General features: G+C 54.3%; 18 protein-coding genes. 16 read left to right on the top strand and 2 right to left on the bottom strand.

Annotated features, from left to right (window positions below; translation table 11 throughout):
- The first annotated feature begins 11 nt into the window (after window positions 1–11).
- The 9 genes from ACTHPM_RS24955 (at window position 12) to pruA (ending at window position 9,023) form a co-directional block, all read left to right on the top strand.
- Window positions 12–1,142, top strand: coding sequence for a response regulator (locus tag ACTHPM_RS24955; protein WP_440397882.1), 1,131 nt, complete (start codon window positions 12–14; stop codon window positions 1,140–1,142).
- 369 nt (window positions 1,143–1,511) lie between these two features.
- On the top strand, window positions 1,512–2,081 hold the full coding sequence (locus ACTHPM_RS24950; RefSeq protein ID WP_440397881.1) for a class I SAM-dependent methyltransferase: 570 nt from the start codon (window positions 1,512–1,514) through the stop codon (window positions 2,079–2,081).
- A gap of 128 nt (window positions 2,082–2,209) precedes the next feature.
- Complete coding sequence (locus ACTHPM_RS24945; protein ID WP_440397880.1) at window positions 2,210–2,863, top strand: YdeI/OmpD-associated family protein; 654 nt, start codon at window positions 2,210–2,212, stop codon at window positions 2,861–2,863.
- A gap of 209 nt (window positions 2,864–3,072) precedes the next feature.
- Window positions 3,073–3,690: a hypothetical protein gene (locus ACTHPM_RS24940; protein ID WP_440397879.1), complete on the top strand. Its 618-nt coding sequence runs from the start codon at window positions 3,073–3,075 to the stop codon at window positions 3,688–3,690.
- Between the two features lie 146 nt (window positions 3,691–3,836).
- The gene (locus tag ACTHPM_RS24935) at window positions 3,837–4,163 is read left to right on the top strand and encodes a thioredoxin family protein (protein ID WP_440397878.1); all 327 of its coding nucleotides are present in this window, start codon (window positions 3,837–3,839) and stop codon (window positions 4,161–4,163) included.
- Window positions 4,164–4,384: 221 nt separating this feature from the next.
- Entirely contained in the window at window positions 4,385–5,590 is a 1,206-nt protein-coding gene (locus tag ACTHPM_RS24930) for an ornithine--oxo-acid transaminase (protein ID WP_440397876.1), read from the top strand.
- 7 nt (window positions 5,591–5,597) lie between these two features.
- On the top strand, window positions 5,598–6,497 hold the full coding sequence (rocF, locus tag ACTHPM_RS24925; RefSeq protein WP_440397875.1) for an arginase: 900 nt from the start codon (window positions 5,598–5,600) through the stop codon (window positions 6,495–6,497).
- Between the two features lie 19 nt (window positions 6,498–6,516).
- Window positions 6,517–7,431, top strand: a complete 915-nt coding sequence (locus ACTHPM_RS24920) for a proline dehydrogenase family protein (RefSeq protein ID WP_440397874.1) — start codon at window positions 6,517–6,519, stop codon at window positions 7,429–7,431.
- A 17-nt stretch (window positions 7,432–7,448) separates the two neighbouring features.
- Entirely contained in the window at window positions 7,449–9,023 is a 1,575-nt protein-coding gene (gene pruA, locus ACTHPM_RS24915) for an L-glutamate gamma-semialdehyde dehydrogenase (protein WP_440397873.1), read from the top strand.
- Window positions 9,024–9,148: 125 nt separating this feature from the next.
- Here pruA and ACTHPM_RS24910 read toward each other — a convergent pair whose 3' ends face one another.
- The gene (locus ACTHPM_RS24910) at window positions 9,149–9,553 is read right to left on the bottom strand and encodes a MarR family winged helix-turn-helix transcriptional regulator (protein WP_440397872.1); all 405 of its coding nucleotides are present in this window, start codon (window positions 9,551–9,553) and stop codon (window positions 9,149–9,151) included.
- Between the two features lie 558 nt (window positions 9,554–10,111).
- On the opposite strand from ACTHPM_RS24910, the gene ACTHPM_RS24905 reads away from it, so the two are divergent.
- The 5 genes from ACTHPM_RS24905 to ACTHPM_RS24885 all read left to right on the top strand — a co-directional run bounded on the left by ACTHPM_RS24905 (window position 10,112) and on the right by ACTHPM_RS24885 (window position 16,599).
- Window positions 10,112–11,404 carry a homocysteine synthase gene (locus tag ACTHPM_RS24905; protein WP_440397871.1) on the top strand — a complete coding sequence of 431 codons (1,293 nt, stop codon included), beginning with the start codon at window positions 10,112–10,114 and terminating at the stop codon, window positions 11,402–11,404.
- A gap of 237 nt (window positions 11,405–11,641) precedes the next feature.
- Window positions 11,642–12,784, top strand: a complete 1,143-nt coding sequence (locus ACTHPM_RS24900; RefSeq protein ID WP_440421718.1) for a hypothetical protein — start codon at window positions 11,642–11,644, stop codon at window positions 12,782–12,784.
- Between the two features lie 301 nt (window positions 12,785–13,085).
- Complete coding sequence (locus tag ACTHPM_RS24895) at window positions 13,086–15,053, top strand: heavy metal translocating P-type ATPase (protein WP_440397869.1); 1,968 nt, start codon at window positions 13,086–13,088, stop codon at window positions 15,051–15,053.
- 309 nt (window positions 15,054–15,362) lie between these two features.
- Window positions 15,363–16,304, top strand: coding sequence for a thioredoxin-disulfide reductase (trxB, locus tag ACTHPM_RS24890; RefSeq protein ID WP_440397868.1), 942 nt, complete (start codon window positions 15,363–15,365; stop codon window positions 16,302–16,304).
- 58 nt (window positions 16,305–16,362) lie between these two features.
- A complete protein-coding gene (locus tag ACTHPM_RS24885) occupies window positions 16,363–16,599 on the top strand; it encodes a glutaredoxin family protein (RefSeq protein ID WP_127605030.1) in 237 nt (78 codons plus the stop codon).
- A gap of 95 nt (window positions 16,600–16,694) precedes the next feature.
- Here ACTHPM_RS24885 and ACTHPM_RS24880 read toward each other — a convergent pair whose 3' ends face one another.
- Window positions 16,695–16,895, bottom strand: a complete 201-nt coding sequence (locus ACTHPM_RS24880) for a hypothetical protein (RefSeq protein WP_440397953.1) — start codon at window positions 16,893–16,895, stop codon at window positions 16,695–16,697.
- Window positions 16,896–17,104: 209 nt separating this feature from the next.
- Here ACTHPM_RS24880 and ACTHPM_RS24875 point away from each other — a divergent pair, with 209 nt between their 5' ends.
- Together ACTHPM_RS24875 and ACTHPM_RS24870 are read left to right on the top strand one after the other, a co-directional pair.
- Window positions 17,105–17,758: a bifunctional 4-hydroxy-2-oxoglutarate aldolase/2-dehydro-3-deoxy-phosphogluconate aldolase gene (locus ACTHPM_RS24875; protein ID WP_440397867.1), complete on the top strand. Its 654-nt coding sequence runs from the start codon at window positions 17,105–17,107 to the stop codon at window positions 17,756–17,758.
- Between the two features lie 109 nt (window positions 17,759–17,867).
- On the top strand, window positions 17,868–19,010 hold the full coding sequence (locus tag ACTHPM_RS24870) for a transglutaminase domain-containing protein (RefSeq protein WP_440397866.1): 1,143 nt from the start codon (window positions 17,868–17,870) through the stop codon (window positions 19,008–19,010).
- Window positions 19,011–19,073 lie beyond the last annotated feature (63 nt).

The raw sequence follows: 19,073 nt of genomic DNA, 5'->3' as shown, positions 1-19,073 counted from the left end.
GGTGCAAGGAATTGAAGGCTGTTCTGATTGACGATGAGAATCCGGCTCTGCTTCAGCTCGAAAGGTTGATCCACATGGACGGGCGGCTGGAAGTTGCGGGTAAATTTACCCGTGTGGGGCGCGGCCTGGAGCATTTGACGGAGAACCGGGCCGATGTCGTGTTTCTGGATATCGAAATGCCCGGCATGAACGGGCTGGAGGCAGGCGAACAGCTGATGGCCATGCATCCGGACCTGGAGATCGTATTTGTTACGGCATATAACCATTATGCGATTGAGGCTTTTGAGCTGAATGCCCTGGACTATTTGCTCAAGCCTGTGGATCCGGCCAGATTCGCCAAAACGGTCAGCCGGATCGAGTCGAAGGTCAAGAGCGCGCAGACGCAGGCGGCTGAGCCGAACCCGCAGGAACCTGCGGTGATATGCTTCAAGCGCCTGGCGCTTGGCGATCTTGCGGCGGCGGGCGGCATGCTCCGCTGGAGAACGCAAAAGGCCCAGGAGCTGTTCGCTTTTCTGCTCCATCAGCAGGGACATTGGGTGACAAAGGATGACATTCTGGAAACGCTGTGGCCGCAGCTGGACCTGGATAAGGCTACCACGCAGCTGCATACCTCCGTGTATCAGGTACGCAAAGTACTCAAGCAGTGGGGCGTCAAGGCTTTTATCGAGTATGCCCATGATAGCTACCGGCTGACAAAGCTCGGCTTTGCCACGGACGTGGATTTGTTCATACGCGGCACCCATGTGGTCCAGGTGACCACGGAGCGGGAGTGGCAGCAGCTTGAGCATGCGCTTAGCCTTTATCAAGGGGATTATCTGGAGGAGCATGATTACTTCTGGGCCAAGCCGGTGCGTGAAGAGCTGCGCCGCAAATTCATCCATGGCTCGCTCTCGGCGGCGGCTTATGAGCTGCAGAGCGGAAGGGAACGGCAGGCTCTGCAGCGGCTGCTCCCGTTGAAAGCGAAGGAGCCGTACTCCGATGACATTTGCCGAAGTATCCTGAGGGCATATCATGCGCAGGGGAATCAAGCGGCGGTCGCAAGCCATTACCGGGACTTCGTATCTCTGATCGGAGCAGAGCTGGATACGAAACCGGAAGCGGAAACGATCAGGCTGTTTAACGAGCTTATGGAGGGCCGGTAAACGAACAAAAAACCTTTGTCTCCTGACGAAGGTTTTTTGCCGTAATGGATTCAGCAGTTCGTCGTATGAAGGCAAGTATTCATTTTCTCCGCTTTTTCAGCATTACCGCCCAGCAGCAAATCGCAGCGCAAAAAACGACAATGATGGGCACTAACTGATTGTTCGTCATAATTCCACCCACATCCTTGAATGATAATTTCATGTATATCCACTTTATACCAAAATAATGAAAGCGGAATATAGTCTTTTAAAAGAGTCCTCCGTATTTTAGTCGAACGGCAAGGTAAGGATGCGGTTTGCTCTCGGTTTAAAGGGAATGCTAGAATGAGGTAATCTGCACAGCATCTACCGCTAAGGAGGAAGAAACCGATGAACGATAAACGTTTTGACCCGGCCCGGATTGCCAAGCTGGACAACCCGGAGCGTAGAAAAAACCTGCCGCCGGAGCAGCTTCTGGATCTGCTTGGATTGACAGGAAGCGAGGATATTCTCGATGTGGGAGCAGGCGGCGGATACTTTACTTTCCCGGCTGCGGCACGAACGAGTGGTACCGTGTATGCTCTGGATGCCCAGTCGCAAATGCTGGAATATCTTAAAAGTCGCCTGAAGGAGCATGCAGCCGGAAATATCGAGATCATTCAAGGCGAGGCGGAGCAGATCCCCATGGGGGATAAAGCAGTGGATGCCGTCATCTGCTCGATGGTCCTTCACGAAGTCGATCCGCCCGAGCAGGGGCTCAGGGAAATCCGGCGTGTTCTGAAAAAGGGCGGACGGGCACTGTGTATCGAATGGGAACGTGTGGAAACCGAGAGCGGGCCGCCGCAGAACCACCGTGTTGCTTCTCATGAGATGGTGAGCCTTCTGGAAGACATGGACTTTAAGGTGCTGAGCCGGCAGCCATGGACGGAAGCGTTCTACAGTGTTGTGTTTGAAAAATAAATCGATACTCGCTCGAGGCGAGCATGTAGGAGGGGCCCTGCTATCCGGAAAGGAATCGCAGCGGCTCTTTTTTGGGGATCAAGGTTTACGAAGTACATAGGTTGATTCAGGGATATACGAGGATTAAAATGGAAATTACCAAGAAGCGGACAACTGTAAAAGGAAAGCGAGAGGAGGATGCCAAAGTGGTGAGCAAACAGGCAGAGGGACAGGCGGAATGGCCGCTGCTCTTATGCAATGATCAGCAGGAATGGGAGGCGTGGCTTGCGCAGAACCATGGTCAGTCGAAGGGCGTTCGGCTGCAGATCGCGAAGAAAAAGGCTGGCTTTACGACGGTGAGCTATGCGGAAGCGCTGGACAGCGCTCTTTGCTACGGATGGATTGACAGCCGCAAAGAATCCCTGGATGAGGACAGCTGGGTACAGCGTTTCGGCCCGCGCGGCAAAAACAGCGTGTGGTCCCAGGTGAACCGTGAGCACGTACAGCGGTTAACGGAGGCCGGCCGGATGAAGCCGGAGGGAATCCGGGCCGTGGAAACGGCCAAGCAAAACGGCCGCTGGGATCAAGCTTATGAGCGCCAGAGCCGGGCAGAGCTGCCGGAGGAGCTGGAAGCGGCGTTTGCAGAGCATCCAAAGGCCAAAGCGTTCTACGAAACGCTGAACAATCAGAACAAATTCGCGATCAGCTTCCGGATCCGGAACGCCAAAAAGGCGGAGACCCGCCTAAAGAAGGTAAACGAGTTCATCCGCATGCTTGAGAACGGGGAGAAAATCTACCCATAACAAAACCGGTTCGAAGGAGAGCCCCACGCTGCGGCAGGCAGAGTGCGGGCTCTCCTTTCGTGCTTTTATGAGTTATCAGCATAAAGATATCGGCAGCCGAATAAGCTTCAAAGGAGCAAAGGAAGGGTGCCGCTGCTGCGGAGAGGCGCTGGTCGTCTTCCAGCCATGGCGGCAGCACGCTGCAGTTCCCGGCGAAAGGAGCCATGCGCATGCTGTTGAACATAAGTATAATCATGGTTTGTATTTATACGGTGTTATGCATCATGTATGTTCAGATGAACCACCGCGTCTTATCGAACATGACCGGAACCGTGGTGGCCATGACGACGGGGCTGATGTCAAATTTGGTGATCGGTGTCATTCTCGGCATGCTGTATGCCCAGAACCTGGTCGTATCGACCGGGATCACGATCCTCTTCTGCTTCCTGATCGGCTACCTGATCGGCAGGCCGCTCGGTTTGCTGGCGGTTGTGGAAGGAATCGGCGGAGGCATCATGGGCGGCGTGCACGGGGCGATGCTGGGGGATATGGTGCCGAAGCGGCAATGGGATATCATGCTGTTCATGATGGACGCCATGTTCATCGCGGTAACCGCACTGATCATCTACCTGATTCATGACCGCAAGCATAGGGATGGACCGGTCGCAACCGTGAGCGCTGCAGTGGCCGCCACAAACCCGCCGCAGCCCTCAGCGCCCTTCCGAACTTCCTTCTGGATGATTTACGTCGTTCTTCCGGTCGTCGTCCTGTGCGTCGCTGCCTGGCTGGGACACACTCCTTCCGTCGTCGATGCGCCGTCATCCGGTCATCAAATGCACTCGATGTAGCCCTTTTGCAAACCGGTTCATTAACGGCTAAAATAAGATAACGGTTCGGGTGTGACGAACATCATTGCAAGAACACCCGGCTTTGCCTCTCGGAGCTTGTTTCCGGCAGGCTGCCGTCAACGACACGGGTAAAGGGGATAACAGAGATGGAACGTATTCAAACGGAGAAACAATACGAGGACTTGATCAACCGAGACGGACTCACCGTCATTAAATATGACGCTACCTGGTGTCCGGACTGCAAAACGCTGGATAAATTCCTGCCTGACATCATGGCAAAGCATTCCGATAAAGAATTCTACGCCATGGATGTGGAGCAGTTCGAGGATATCACGAATAAAAACGATGTGCGGGGCATTCCGAGCCTTCTCGTTTACAAAAACGGCGAAAAGCTGGCTCACCTGCACAGCAAATTCGCAAAAACGCCGGCTGAAATTTCCGAGTATCTGGAGACGCTGGAATCCAAAAAATAATCATTTGCCGGGCACTGCCCTCATCAGGCATCTGAGTCACAAAAGCACCGATCTTCTTCTCGCGACTGGCGGAGGAAGGCGGTGCTTTTTGCGTTTGTTGATGTGCCTAAATTCACAAATCATGAAACACGCCCTCCGCCAATAAGATAAAGAACGTAGCGATATCGATTGGGATCAAGCATGGAAAAGGGCGAACAGATCACATGATGGGATGTGCAGCTATGGCGACGACGGAACAGGTACTGCAGTGGATGGAAAGGTACAGCGCAAGCAACTACCTTCCGCTGCCGATTGTCATCGAAAGGGCTGAGGGCGTATGGGTGGAGGACGCAAGCGGCAGGCGTTACCTGGATATGCTGAGCGCTTACTCCGCGCTGAATCACGGTCACCGCCACCCCAGAATTATTCAGGCCCTGAAAGAGCAGGCCGATAAAGTGACATTGACCTCCAGAGCCTTTCATAGCGAGGCGCTCGCATTATTTGTGCGGAGACTCGCGAAATTTACCGGAAAAGACCGGATTCTCGCGATGAACACCGGAGCGGAGGCGGTGGAAACCGCCCTCAAGATGGCTCGGCGCTGGGCATATAGGGTGAAAGGCGTGGAAGAACACCGGGCGGAAATCATCGTGTGCGGCAACAACTTTCACGGCCGGACGGTAACCATGACGTCCCTGTCCACGGAACCGGGATACAAGCGGGACTTCGGGCCGTTTACCCCCGGGTTTACAAGCATTCCCTTTGGCGATCTGAATGCGCTTCGGGCAGCGATGACGCCGGATACGGCTGCCTTTCTCGTGGAACCGATTCAAGGAGAAGCGGGAATAATCGTGCCGCCCGCCGGATTTTTGGCGGAGGCTTCCGAGCTCTGCCGCCGGCAGAACGTGCTGTTCATCGCCGATGAGATTCAAACGGGCTTCGGCCGCACCGGCAAGAAATTTGCCTGCGATTGGGAGAGCGTGGTGCCGGATGCATATATTCTTGGCAAAGCACTTGGAGGCGGGGTCATCCCGATTTCAGCGGTGGCAGCGGATAAGGAGCTTATGGACGTGTTCGAGCCGGGATCGCATGGATCGACCTTCGGAGGCAATCCGCTGGCCTGCGCCGTAGCGCTGGCTTCGCTGGACGTTCTGGAGGAAGAGGCTCTGGTGACGAAATCCGACGAACTCGGGCAATATTTCATGAAAAAGCTTACATCCCTATCTCATCCGGACATTGTCTCGATCCGCGGACGCGGACTGTTGATCGGGATTCAGCTGAATGTGCCTGCACGGCCCTATTGCGAGGCTTTGGCCAGAATCGGCTTGCTGTGCAAGGAAACGCACGAGACGACGATCCGGTTGGCACCGCCGCTGGTCATCACCGAGGCGGAGCTGGACTTTGCCTTCAGCCGGATTGAAGAGGTTTTTGCGGGTCAGGGAAGGACGTGAAACGGGGATGGTTCAACAATCCATAGAGGTGATCCGGGTGCCGTTCGGGCTTGGCGCGGGACGGCCGGGAAGCGAGAATGGTCCCGATAGATTGATGAAATTCGGGCTTGTCAAAAAGCTGCAAGCTCTCGGGTATGACGTGCAGGCGGACCAGATCGTCAACCTTCCTGACGGCATCGCTTCTCCCCCGGGGACTAGAATGAAGCATGTCCAGGAGACATTGGCCGTATCGGGACTCCTTGGCGAGGCGGTCTACGACGCGGCGGCGGCAGGATATATTCCGCTGATCTTGGGGGGAGACCACAGCATAGCGATGGGATCGATGGCCGGATTGACCCGCCACTACCGAAGCTTAGGCGTGATCTGGATGGATGCGCATTCGGATTTGAACACGGAAGCGACGAGCCCCTCGGGCAATATGCATGGCATTTCGCTGGCGGTTGGCTTGGACCTGTCCCATATCAAGCTGAGGCAGATCGCCGGGGGAGCGGTCCCCCTGAAGCCGGAAAACTGCGTGATTTTGGGTGCCCGGGATCTGGACCGGGATGAGAAGGCGCTTATTCGTTCCTGCGGGTTGACCTGCTTCACCATGTATGAAATCGACCGGCTCGGCATCGAGAAGGTGGTTCAGGAAGCGCTGCGGATCGCGGGGAACGGCACGGACGGCGTGCATCTCAGCTTCGATATCGACAGCGTGGATCCGATCGAGGCGCCAGGCACCGGCACCCCCGTCCGCGGCGGGCTCAGTTACCGGGAAGCGCATCTGGCGCTGGAGCTGATGAGCGAATCGGGGCGGATTACCTCTGCCGACTTTGTGGAGGTAAACCCGCTTTTGGATCGCAACAATCAAACATCGAAGCTGGCGGTGGAACTGATCGGTTCCTTATTCGGCAGCCGGATCCTGTAACGGAAACGAGGCGTATGTGATGGAAAAGGTTTTGAAGTCCTTTTTTCTCGCTTTGGGCCGCCATCAAGGAGTGGGGCGCTGGGCCAAGCGCTACGGCCTCCGGCTCGGGGCGCGTCGGTTCGTGGCCGGGGAAAGCATTGAACAGGCCATTGAGACGGTGCGAAGTCTGAATGCGAGCGGGCGCATGGCGACGCTGGATTACCTCGGGGAGTTTACGGCCGATGCGGCCGAGGCCCGTGAAGCGGCAGAGATGTGCCTGAAGACGCTGGATGCGATTCATGCCAGTGGCGTGCAGGCCAATTTATCGCTGAAGCTGACTTCGCTCGGTCTGGATTTGGAACCGAAGCTGTGCGAGGAATCGCTGCGGGGCATTCTCCGGAAAGCCGCCGAATACGGGATATTCGTCCGCATCGATATGGAGGACCATACCCACTGTCAGCCGGCGCTCGACATGCTGAAGAAGCTGCGGGTGGATTACGACAACATCGGGATTGTCATCCAGGCCTACTTATACCGATCGGAAGATGACGTGAAAGAGCTCGGCAAGCAGCATACCAATCTCCGGCTGGTAAAGGGAGCCTACAAGGAGCCGGACACCGTCGCTTTTCCGCGGAAGGAAGATGTGGATGCGAATCTGATCCGGCTGATTGAAAGCCATTTGAGTTCGGGAAGCTACACGGCCATCGCAAGTCACGATGAGCGGATCATTCAGCACACGAAGGATTATGTCCGGAAGCAGGGCATTCCGTACAGCCGGTTTGAATTCCAGATGCTGTACGGTATCTGTGAGGAGCTTCAGCTCCGGCTTGTTCAGGAGGGATATCGGTTTCGGGTATATGTGCCGTTTGGGGTGGATTGGTTCGGATACTTTATGAGGAGGCTTGGGGAAAGGCCTGCCAATGTGTGGTTTGTCCTGAAAAATATGTTTCGTTAAAGGGGGAGCATGCACCGATGTCTTCAACGAACGTCAGTACGCCGTTTCGCAATGAGCCGTTTACCGATTTTGAAGCTGCGGGGGAGCGTGAAGCTTTTCTGAAAGCACTGGGCAAAGTCAAGGGAGAGTTCGGGAAGCATTATCCGGTGGTGATCGAAGGACAGCCTGTCCACACGGGGGATGACGAGATCCGGTCCCTGAATCCCGCCGAGCCGGATGAGATCGTGGGTTTCGTGAGCAAAGCCGGACTCGGGCTCGCCGAACGCGCCATGCAGAGCGCGCAGCGCACGTTTGAATCCTGGAAAAGGACGTCCGCCGCGGATCGGGCGGAGCTGCTGCTGAAGGCAGCCTCGCTGATGCGGGCCCGTAAGCACGAGTTCTCGGCCTGGATGGTGTATGAGGCGGGCAAAAATTGGGGAGAGGCTGATGCGGATACGGCGGAAGCCATCGATTTCATGGAATTTTATGCCCGGGAGGCTGTGCGCCTGAGCCAGACTTCGCGGCTGCAGCCGTTGACCCCCTTGGGTGGAGAAGATAACATCCTTCGGTATATCCCGCTGGGCGTTGGTATTATCATTCCGCCCTGGAACTTTCCGCTGGCCATTTGCGCCGGCATGACCTCGGCGGCCGTGGTATCAGGCAATACCGTGATTTTGAAGCCGGCATCGACCACGCCGGTCATTGCGTATAAGTTTTTCGAACTGATGAAGGAAGCGGGCTTACCGGATGGCGTCATCCAGTACCTTCCGGGGAGCGGCGGGGAAATCGGCGACTACTTGACGGGGCATCCCAAGACCCGGTTCATCAGCTTTACCGGCTCGAAGGAAGTAGGTCTTCATATTAACAAATTGGCGGCAGAGCAGGCGGAAGGCCAAATCTGGATCAAACGCGTCGTTGCGGAAATGGGCGGCAAGGACGGTGTCATCGTGGACGAAACGGCGGATCTCGATGCCGCGGCAGCGGCCATTGTGGCTTCAGCCTTCGGATATCAGGGACAAAAGTGTTCGGCAGGCTCCAGAGCCATCATCGTGGATTCCGTATACGATGACATCGTCTCGCGGGTGACGGAATTGACGCAGCAGCTGGAGGTAGGCGCGCCGGAGGCGAACGCGAAGATCGGTCCGGTCATCGACAGTGCCTCCTATAATAAAATCCTGGACTATATTGAGATCGGCAAACGGGAAGGAAGGCTTGTTGCAGGCGGGAGCGGCGCAGAAGGCAGCGGCTATTACATCCAGCCGACGATCTTCGCCGATGTGGACCCGAAGGCCAGGGTGATGCAGGAGGAAATTTTTGGTCCGGTGCTGGCCATGACGTCCGCGGCAGACTGGGAGCAGGCCATTCGCATTTATAACGATACGGAGTTTGGCCTGACCGGCTCCTTCTTCTCCTCCCGCGAAGACCGGATTGAAGCAGCGTACGAACGGGTTCACTGCGGGAATCTGTACATTAACCGCAAATGTACGGGTGCCCTTGTCGGGGCGCAGCCGTTTGGAGGGTTTAACATGTCTGGCACGGATTCGAAGGCGGGAGGGCATGATTATTTGCTGCTATTTACGCAGGCCAAGGTCATTTCCCGCAAGCTGACCTAATACGTAAAACGCTGCATCCAAAATAGCATAGAAATGAAAAGAGCACCCTGGATGTCCGTCAAAACGGCACATCGTAAAGGTGCTTTTTTCCTGATCTAATCCCCGGTGAGGGCAGACGGTATCCTTCAATCGCGCTGTTTCCTTTGGTATTGGATCAGCTCACCCAGCTGCCGGATCGTTTCGAGCAGCTCGTCCGTTTCTTCTTTGGTGAAATTTTCTACGGTTTCGACAATTCGTTCCGAGCTCAGATCAGACAACCGTTTAAGAATCTGCGAACCCTTGCCGGTGATCGTAATGTTCACGTAGCGCCGATCGGTTTCGGAGCGAGAACGCTGAATCAGCTCTTCCTGAACCAGCTTGTCGCAAATTTGCGTAATGGCGCTTGTCGTAAGACCCGTTACCTTTACGATGTCCGTACCGCGCTGGCTGCCGTTATTTTGCAGATACTGCAGAATAAATGCTTCGGTGGTGCTTAGCTTTAATTGCCGGACGATTCCCGTGTAGTCAATAAGACGCGGCAGTCTGTCCATAAGTTCACAATATCGTTCAGCTAATTCTTTAGATGATGAATGCAAGCCAAATCACCCTCCTGCATATAACGGAATGATTGTCCGCGTAATGATGAATTCCAGCAATTCTTCTCCGCTTTATATAGTGTCATCGTAGATGGTAAACAATTGAACGTCAATATGAGTATACGAAAAAGAGACCGTTTCGTTTCGGGGCGCCTGAAAATAACGGACAAGCCACCTGTACATAAGCTTCGCTTGACAACGTAGGGAGGAAAGCGCTATGCTTTTCTCTGCACTTATGAAAGGTAAGCTTATATAAAATAAGCTATTACTAATCAAACGATAGAATTATGCAAATATTTGCGCAATTCGACATCGGCAACTCTCTCAATACTCTCAGGATTCTTTTTTATGCAGCCGCGTTCAGCGGCTCTTTTTTTTGGCGTTTTATCTAAAACATACTAACTTAATGGGAATTATCATTTTTTACCTTTTCAAACGCTGGGAAGTATGAGAAAATATGAAAAAAATCGCGGTAGAGTACTTATTCCATGCGAGAAAAGGGAGGATTTACCCATGTCCAACGAACGCCCATTATCTTTTGAAACTTTAGCCGTGCATGCAGGCCAGGAAATTGACCCGACGACGCTTTCCCGTGCAGTACCGCTGTACCAAACCACTTCCTACGGCTTTAAAGACAGTGACCATGCAGCCAATTTGTTCGCACTGAAGGAATTCGGCAATATCTATACGCGCTTGATGAATCCGACCACCGACGTGTTCGAGAACCGCGTGGCTGCGCTTGAAGGCGGCGTTGGAGCACTGGCAACCTCCTCCGGTCAAGCGGCAATCACGTTCTCCATATTGAATATTGCAGGAGCAGGCGACGAAATCGTATCTTCCTCGACATTATACGGCGGTACATACAATTTGTTTTCGACGACGCTCGCGAAGCTTGGCATCAAGGTCCATTTTGTCGATGCGAGTGATCCGGAGAATTTCCGGGCGGCCATTAACGACAAGACGAAAGCGGTATATGCCGAAACGATCGGCAACCCGAAAGGGGATGTGCTGGATATCGAAGCGGTGGCGAACATCGCCCATGAGAACGGCATCCCGCTGATTCTGGACAACACCTTCCCGAGCCCTTACCTGCTGCGTCCGATTGAGCATGGAGCCGACATCGTCGTTCACTCGGCAACGAAATTCATTGGTGGGCATGGCACGTCCATCGGCGGCGTTATCGTTGACAGCGGCAAGTTCGACTGGGCGGCTAACGACAAGTTCCCGGGTCTGACCCAGCCGGATCCAAGCTATCACGGAGTCGTCTATACGGAAGCTGTCGGACCGCTTGCCTACATTATCAAAGCGCGTGTGCAGCTGCTTCGTGACATGGGCTCAACCATCTCGCCTTTCAACTCCTGGATGCTGCTTCAGGGTCTGGAAACCTTGCACCTGCGCATGGAGCGCCACAGCCAGAACGCCCTTCAGGTGGCGAAATTCCTGGAGAATCATGACGCCGTGGAATGGGTCAGCTACGCAGGTCTGCCAAGCCATCCATCCTACGAGCTTGCGCAAAAGTACCTGCCTAAAGGCCAAGGCGCCATCATGACTTTCGGCATTAAGGGCGGCAAAGAGGCCGGACGCAAGGTGATCGAGAATGTGAAGCTGTTCTCCCATCTCGCCAACGTGGGCGACTCCAAGTCGCTGATCATTCATCCGGCAAGCACGACGCATCAGCAGCTGTCCGAAGAAGAGCAAATCGCGGCAGGCGTCAATCCGGAAATGCTGCGGTTGTCTATCGGCACCGAAGCCATTGACGACATTTTATACGATCTGGAGCAGGCGATCTCTGCCAGTCAGCAATAATTTCATTGATACCATAATTCGAGGAGTGCCTCTAAAGCCGACAGTGACGGCGATAGGGGCATTCCTTTTTTGTAATGATGCCCGTGCAAATTGCTGTATATTTCCCGGGGCCCGCTAATATTCTGTAGGGTAGGGCTCGCTGCGATAGGGCTTATTTTTCAGGGGAAAGAGGGTGGACAGCCAAAAATGAAGAATGATCGGTGTCAGAACAATTGCTGCCAAAGCGGCTCCTGCTCTATGTCTTCTTTTATGGAAACGTTTTATCCGGCAGCAGAAAAGGGTGGCTGCAAGTCCCTTGAGGATGGCGGGCAGGCCAAGGCTTGCTCCCTGCCGGAGGTCGCCTCGCTCGTGGAGTTGACCTTAATCGGGTCGATGACGAAGGAACAAGCGGTGTTGGCGGCCGATCCCTACTCCATCGGGGCCATGCTTCGAGAGCCAGAAGCTGTCCTGGCCCAACCCGAGGATCTCGGCGCACCGGAGCGGCTGCTGATTTGGAGCGACGAGGCGCGCAGCCTGAAGATGATGGCCGAAAATGTGGCATATCCGCTGGAGCAATCCGACCTATTGAGCGGTACGGAGGGGCTCTTGCTGCTGCAGGAGGACCGCTGGCTGGGAAGCGGACATCTGAAGGAACTCTTCGAAGAATGGGCTTTGCAGTATGATTCCGATCGATATGGAAGTGCGAGTCAGCCGAGCATTGCCCTCAGGGAACGGCTGCTGTATCGGTGGAAGGGCCATATGGAAACGATGCTGTATCATCTGGATGAGGGGACGCTGAGCGTGGCTTTGGTGTCGGGAATAGATATGCCATGGGCACACGCGCAGGAACCGGCCTACCTGGCTGATCTGCGGGATATTCAGCTTGAGGCGTTATTTCGGGCCTCCCTTGCCTGTTACCGGCAGGGAATGGAGCATAGGCTTGAAATCCTGGTGCCCTATCCGGTTTACATGGAAGAATGGAATGATATGCATGATCTGATTGAAAAGGTGGCTGAGGAGACGTTATGCCATCAGCGCCGGGCGGTATCCTACAGCATCGGCGCCTTGGTGCAAACAGACATACATCCAGGCTTTGCCGCTGACCTGGCCCGATGTGCAGATCTGATCGTATTGGATAGCAGCGGAATGAGCTGCGCGGAACGATCATGGTCCGCAGAAGGTGTCGAAGGCTTCGAGACGTTAGTCGAATGCATCCGAAAAGTCAGACCGCAGCTGCCTTTGCGCGTATCGGGCCTAATGCATGCGGACAATCTGCCTTCGATATATCGAGTGCACGTAAAGGAGGTCGGCGTTCTGCCGGAGACCATTCCTGCATTTCGCCTGGCCGCAGCCCAGTGGGAGCTGCGGGAGCAGGGACGGAGCAAAAAGATAGTGCTGTGAAGCTTGATGGATTCGGAAGTATCCCGATAGGTTGAATGCCGGTGAGCGCGCATTCCCATATCGGGATTTTTTTGCGTTTTCAGGAGAACTCCCGTTTACTTTTATGGAATGCAAGCATATAATAAAAGCATAAAGTTGCTTATAGGAAAAATAATTGTACTAGTGCAAAAATGATTATCATTCTCAATTGGACGTTGTGCGTCCTTCATTGAAACATGCTGCTCCGGCTTGTCTGGAGCAGCATGTGCTGTTTTAAGGGTGTTAATAATGCTTTTCATTCTCACTAAGGAAGGTGAACAAGATGGGAAATACACAGCAAATTACGGCTCGTATTCTGAAAGAAAGTCCGGCAACCGGCAGCCTCAAGACGCCAAACCCTCACCGTAAAAGACGGATGGATTTCCGCGGCATGCTCCGTAATCCGGAAATGCAGGCAGCCATACTCAGCGGGGTGCTGATGATTGGGGGCTGGGCCGTAAGCTATGCTTCAGCGGTGGTTTCAATCATTTTATACATCCTGTCCTATGCGGCAGGAGGCTGGCTCAAGGCGAAGGAAGGCGTGGAGACGCTGATCAAGGAGCGGGAGCTCGATGTTAACCTGCTCATGGTAGCTGCGGCGCTGGGAGCCGCCAGCATCGGATACTGGAATGAAGGAGCCATGCTGATTTTTATCTTTGCGCTCAGCGGTGCGCTTGAAAGCTATACGATGGAGCGGAGCAGAAAGGATATTTCCTCGCTCATGGCTCTCAAGCCCGAGCTTGCACTCCGGATCATGGATGGCCGGATGTCGCTTGTTTCCATCGATGAGCTGAAGGTACAGGATCTGATCTTAGTCAAACCGGGAGAGCTGATTCCGGCCGATGGTTTGATTCAGAAGGGTTATTCGGCCGTGAACCAGTCGTCCATTACAGGCGAATCGTTTCCCGTGGAGAAAGCTGAGGGAGACGAGGTTTTTGCCGGTACGCTGAACGGGGAAGGTGTGCTTTATATCGAAGTGACGCAGACGTCGGATGCGACGGTCTTCGCGAAGATCATCCGTTTGGTGGAGGAGGCCGAGTCGGAAGTCCCTCAGTCGGAACGGTTCATGAAGCGCTTCGAAGCAATCTACGCCCGCATCGTGGTTGCGGTCACCCTGGTCATCATCTTCGCGGTTCCGTTCGTGCTTGGCTGGAGCTTTGGCGATTCCTTCTATAAAGCGATGGTCTTTCTCGTGGTAGCCTCGCCATGCGCGCTGGTTGCTTCCATTATGCCGGCATTGCTGTCCGCCATCTCGAACCGCGCCCGCCGCGGGATCCTGTTTAAGGGCGGGGCGCATATGGAGAACATGGCGCTCACCTCGGTCGTTGCCTTTGATAAAACAGGCACCCTGACAGCTGGCGAGCCGCAGGTAACGGACCTCATTACAGCGGATGGGTATGATCGGAGGGAGCTGCTTGCCGCGATGGCTTCCGTGGAACAGATGTCGGAGCATCCTCTGGCCAAAGCGATCGTGCGCAGGGCGGAAGAAGATTCGCTTCCGCTGCTGCCTGCCGAAGCGGTATCCTCGATAACCGGCTGGGGAATGGAAGGGACGGTCCAAGGCAAGCAATGGCGAATCGGCAAAACCGATATACTGGACCGGATGGACGCTCCGGAATCATCGGCTTATTGGAAGGAACAGCGCAGTATGCTTGGCAGGGAAGGCAAAACGGTATCCGTCATCCTGGACGGGGAGCGTATCGCGGGGCTCGTCGCGCTGCAGGATGTGGTTCGTCCTCAGGCAGCTGCGGCCGTCCGGATGCTTCAAGCCATCGGCGTGAAGGTCGCGATGCTGACGGGCGACCGCAGCGAAACGGCCCAGGTCATCGGCAGACAGATCGGCGTCGATCTGATCTATTCCGATTTGCTTCCGGAGGAAAAGGTGCAGCATGTCAAAAAGCTTCGTGAAGAATATGGGCATGTGGTCATGGTGGGCGACGGTGTGAACGATGCGCCAGCCCTCGCCACGGCAACCGTCGGCATGGGCATGGGGATGAGCGGCAGCGGGACGGCGCTCGAAGTTGCGGACGTCGTGCTGATGAACGATAACATCGAAGAAATTGCCGGAACGATCAAGCTGGCCCGCCGTGCACGCCGGATCGTGAAGCAAAACATGGTGTTTGCCATTGCGGTGATCGTGCTGCTGATGGCAAGCAATTTCCTGACGGGCATTGCTCTGCCGTTCGGCGTTGTGGGACATGAAGGAAGCACCATCCTGGTCATTTTGAATGCGCTGCGTTTATTGAGATAACGGGTACTTTATTTCTTTGAAGCAAGGAGCTTGCGGGCGGTTGTCCCGAAAGCTCCTTTTTATAAGAAAGAGACGGGCAGAGGCAAGCAATGACGATCTCGTGAACGACTGTCTGGAATACCCCTATCTGTATAAATTTAATTGTTAACAATTGACTTGATCCCATGTATACTTGAGCTATTGACATAAGCGTCCGTTTATATGATAATAATTATCAGATAATAATAATTATAAAATATTAGTTGACCTGGTTACGTCCGGCTTATCCGGGCTACTTTCCGGGCACTGGGAGCTTGGAGGGAAAATATTATGTATAAATCCGTCATTATCGGTACAGGACCTGCGGGATTGACCGCTGCCATCTACTTGGCGCGCGCCAACCTGAACCCGCTCATCATTGAAGGACCGCAGCCTGGTGGGCAGCTTACAACCACCACGGAAGTGGAGAATTTCCCTGGTTTTCCTGAAGGGATTATGGGACCCGAACTTATGGATAATATGCGCAAGCAGGCTGAACGCTTTGGCGCCGAATTCCGTACAGGCTGGGTAAACAGCGTGGAATTGAACGGACGTCCATTCAAGCTTGACGTAGAAGGCATGGGACAATTCGAAACGGAAACTCTGATCATTTCGACCGGTGCAACTGCGAAATACCTTGGCATTCCCGGCGAACAGGATAATGTGGGACGCGGTGTCAGCACCTGCGCAACCTGTGACGGGTTCTTCTTCCGCGGCAAAGAGATCGTGGTCGTTGGCGGCGGCGACTCGGCGCTTGAAGAAGCAAGCTTCTTGACGCGTTTCGCATCAAAGGTGACTTTGGTTCACCGCCGTACCGAGCTTCGCGGCTCGAAAATCATGCAGGACCGCGTACGCAGCAACGAGAAGGTCGAGTGGGCGCTCAACCGCACACCGGTTGAGGTTGTTGCAGACGAGCGTGGCGTGAAAGGTTTGAAAGTACTGAACAACGAAACCGGGGAAGAGGAATTCATCGAAGCGAGCGGCGTGTTCGTGGCGATTGGACATCATCCGAACACCGGCTTCCTGGGCGGACAAATCACGACGGACGCGAACGGATATATCATGGTTCAACCAGGAACTTCCGAAACGAACATTCCGGGCGTATTCGCTTGCGGCGACGTGCAGGATACCCGTTACAGACAAGCTATTACGGCGGCTGGCAGCGGATGTATGGCTGCGATGGACTGCGAGAAATACATCGAAAGCCTGGAGCATCACGCAGCCGTTCTGTAAGCATATATCATCAAACGTAGCTTATTAAGGCATATTGAACAATGAGGTGAATAAACACATGGAAAAAGTGATCGTATATACAAGCACGAACTGCCCGCACTGCCGCCAGGTCAAAGGATATCTGGCCGACAAAGGCGTTGAGTATGAAGAGCGCAATATCGAGCAAAGCGATGAATTCGCGCAGCAGGTATGGGATATGGGCATGCGCGCGGTTCCGGTAACCGTCATCGGCGAGCACCGGATCCTCGGCATGAACAAGCTGCAGTTCGAGAAATACTTGGGCGAGCAGGCGTAAGTTTAAATGACCCAATGAACACAGAAAAGGCAGTGTCCGCGGACACTGCCTTTTTCTATTCCCATCTTATAGAGAAGCCGTCCTGCCATAGGAGGCTAATCAAAAAACAATTTCATGATCACCTGAAACACCAGGTAAACAGCGACGCCGGAGACGATGAGCAGCAGCCCGGCCTTTTTCTTGCCTTGAAAAAAACGAAGAATCGCCAGACTGACGAGGGGCGCGATGACAATCAGAAATAACAATACGGTGATGAACACTTCTGGAGATATATTGGTAGTATCCACGTAAGTCACGGACAATCGCTCCATTTCATAGGTATGGATATGACTAAAATCATAAGCAACATACCTATTATACCGAAATGCATCGGAAATTTCCGTAAAAATCGGTGGAAAAATGTTGCGATTTTACGTCCGGCTTCTTCGTGTTTTTCGCATGCTTCAGAAGGGAAACGGACGCGTGCCTCCGAATTAATCTAATAGACAGATAGGGGGCTGATCATATGAAACTAACAGACGAATTGATGTCGTCACGGCTGGTTGCCATTGTCAGAGGGATTTCACGGACAGAATCCCAGGCTGCAGGGGCCGGTCTCGCCGCTGGCGGGGTCCGGCTGATGGAAGTGACGATGAATACGGCGGGAGCGCTGGATATCATGCAGGATTGGCGCTCGGCATACGACGGACAGGCCTATGTGGGCGCAGGCACGGTATTGAACGTGAAGATGGCCCGGGAGGCTGTTGCGGCCGGTGCCCAGTTTTTGATTTCCCCGAACCTGGATCTGAACGTCATCGCTTATGCATTGGAGCAGGACATTGATATATGGCCCGGGGCCATGACGCCGACCGAGATTGCCGCAGCATTTCATGCCGGTGCAGAGGCAGTCAAGCTGTTCCCGATGGCAAGCCTCGGGCTCGGCTATTTGCGGGAAATCAGAGGACCTCTAAACCATATCCCGCTGGTTGCCACCGGAGGCGTTACGCTCGGGAACATTGCGGAGTACTTTGAAGCGGGTGCCTGCGCGGTAGGGATTGGCAGCTCGCTGCTGCCGAAGGATGCCTTGGCTGCGGGAGATGTGGAAGCCATTGCCCGGTGCACTTCGCGCTTCGTGCAGGCCTCGGGAAGGCAGGATCTTGAAGCGCCGAAATTCACGTAATAAGTCATATATGTCTTTATGCAGGAATAGAGTCATTTCGAAGGGCTAAGAAGCGGGATAGCGGATTAGCGAACAAACGCTGCCATAGGGAGAGAAGGGAGGGTCCAGTATGAGATGGAAGCGCAGGTCGGTAGCCAAAATCGTGTTAACCGGCACGCTCCTCGCAGCCGTGTTACCCCCGAGCATTGATTGGGAAATGGTGTACGCTTCCTCGACATCCGGCGCCAAGGTGGTCCGGTCTGACATCGAGCTTCAAAACATGCTGCTCGGCGCCATGAATCAGCGTTTGAGCCAGGTTCAGTTTGTGTTTCAGGGGAAGACCAGCCAGCTGAAGGGGCAGCTGAAAAATGCGTTGGAGCAGGCGCTTGAGAGCGATCCGTATATGAATTACACCATTGAAAGCTACGGATATTCGTACAGCGGCAGCTCGAAATCCGCCAACGTAAGCGTGCAGCTGAGCTACAGGGAATCGGCCGCCCAGACGGCATTCGTGGCCAAGCGGGTTCAGAGCATACTTGGCAGCATTCTCCGGCCGGGCATGAATGACCATGAGAAGGTCAAAGTCATCCACGACTGGATCGTCCTTAATCTGAAATATGACGAAACTCTGCGGAAATACACAGCCTATGACGGTTTGAGCTCCGGCAGCACCGTATGCCAGGGATATTCCCTTTTGGCTTATAAAATGCTGACAGACGCCGGAATTACGAACCGAATTGTGGAAGGTACCGCAGCCCCGCGCGATACGGGAGTGAGCCAACTTCACGCGTGGAACCTGGTGCTGCTGGACGGCAAATGGTACCATCTCGATACGACGTGGGATGACCCGGCTCCGGATAAGGCGGGCGAGATCGGAATCGGCTACTACCTCCGAACGGACGAACAGATGAAGAAGGATCACAGCTGGACGAAGAGTTATCCTGCAGCGAATACGCTCTATAGGGATACCCTGCATAAACTGATCAGCGGGAATGACAGCCGCCAAGAATACTATCAGAAGCTCGAACGGGAACTGGAATACCAGCTGTATGACCCGGCGGAAATCGTAAGCTCAAGCTCTGCGCTCCGGACCAAAGTGCGTGAGGTGATCAAGCAGGGAGGGCATTCCCTGCTGCTTCGTTACCACGGCGGTCATGAGGATTTGATGGGCGACCTGCAGGATTTGTACCGTCTGGGCGTGAATTCGATTTCCTATGTGGAAAGCGGGCTGGACGAGACGGACGATCTCCGGGTATACGTAACCTGGAAATAAACGCAAAAGAAAGGTACCGTCCCTGCTGCATCGAGCGGGGGGCGGTACCTTTTTGAGTTGAAG

Source organism: Paenibacillus sp. SAFN-054 (assembly GCF_051966755.1).
Classification (GTDB): Bacteria; Bacillota; Bacilli; order Paenibacillales; family Paenibacillaceae; genus Paenibacillus_AQ.
The sequence above is the reverse complement of the archived record's forward strand: the minus strand, read 5'-3'. Positions and strand labels throughout refer to the sequence as shown.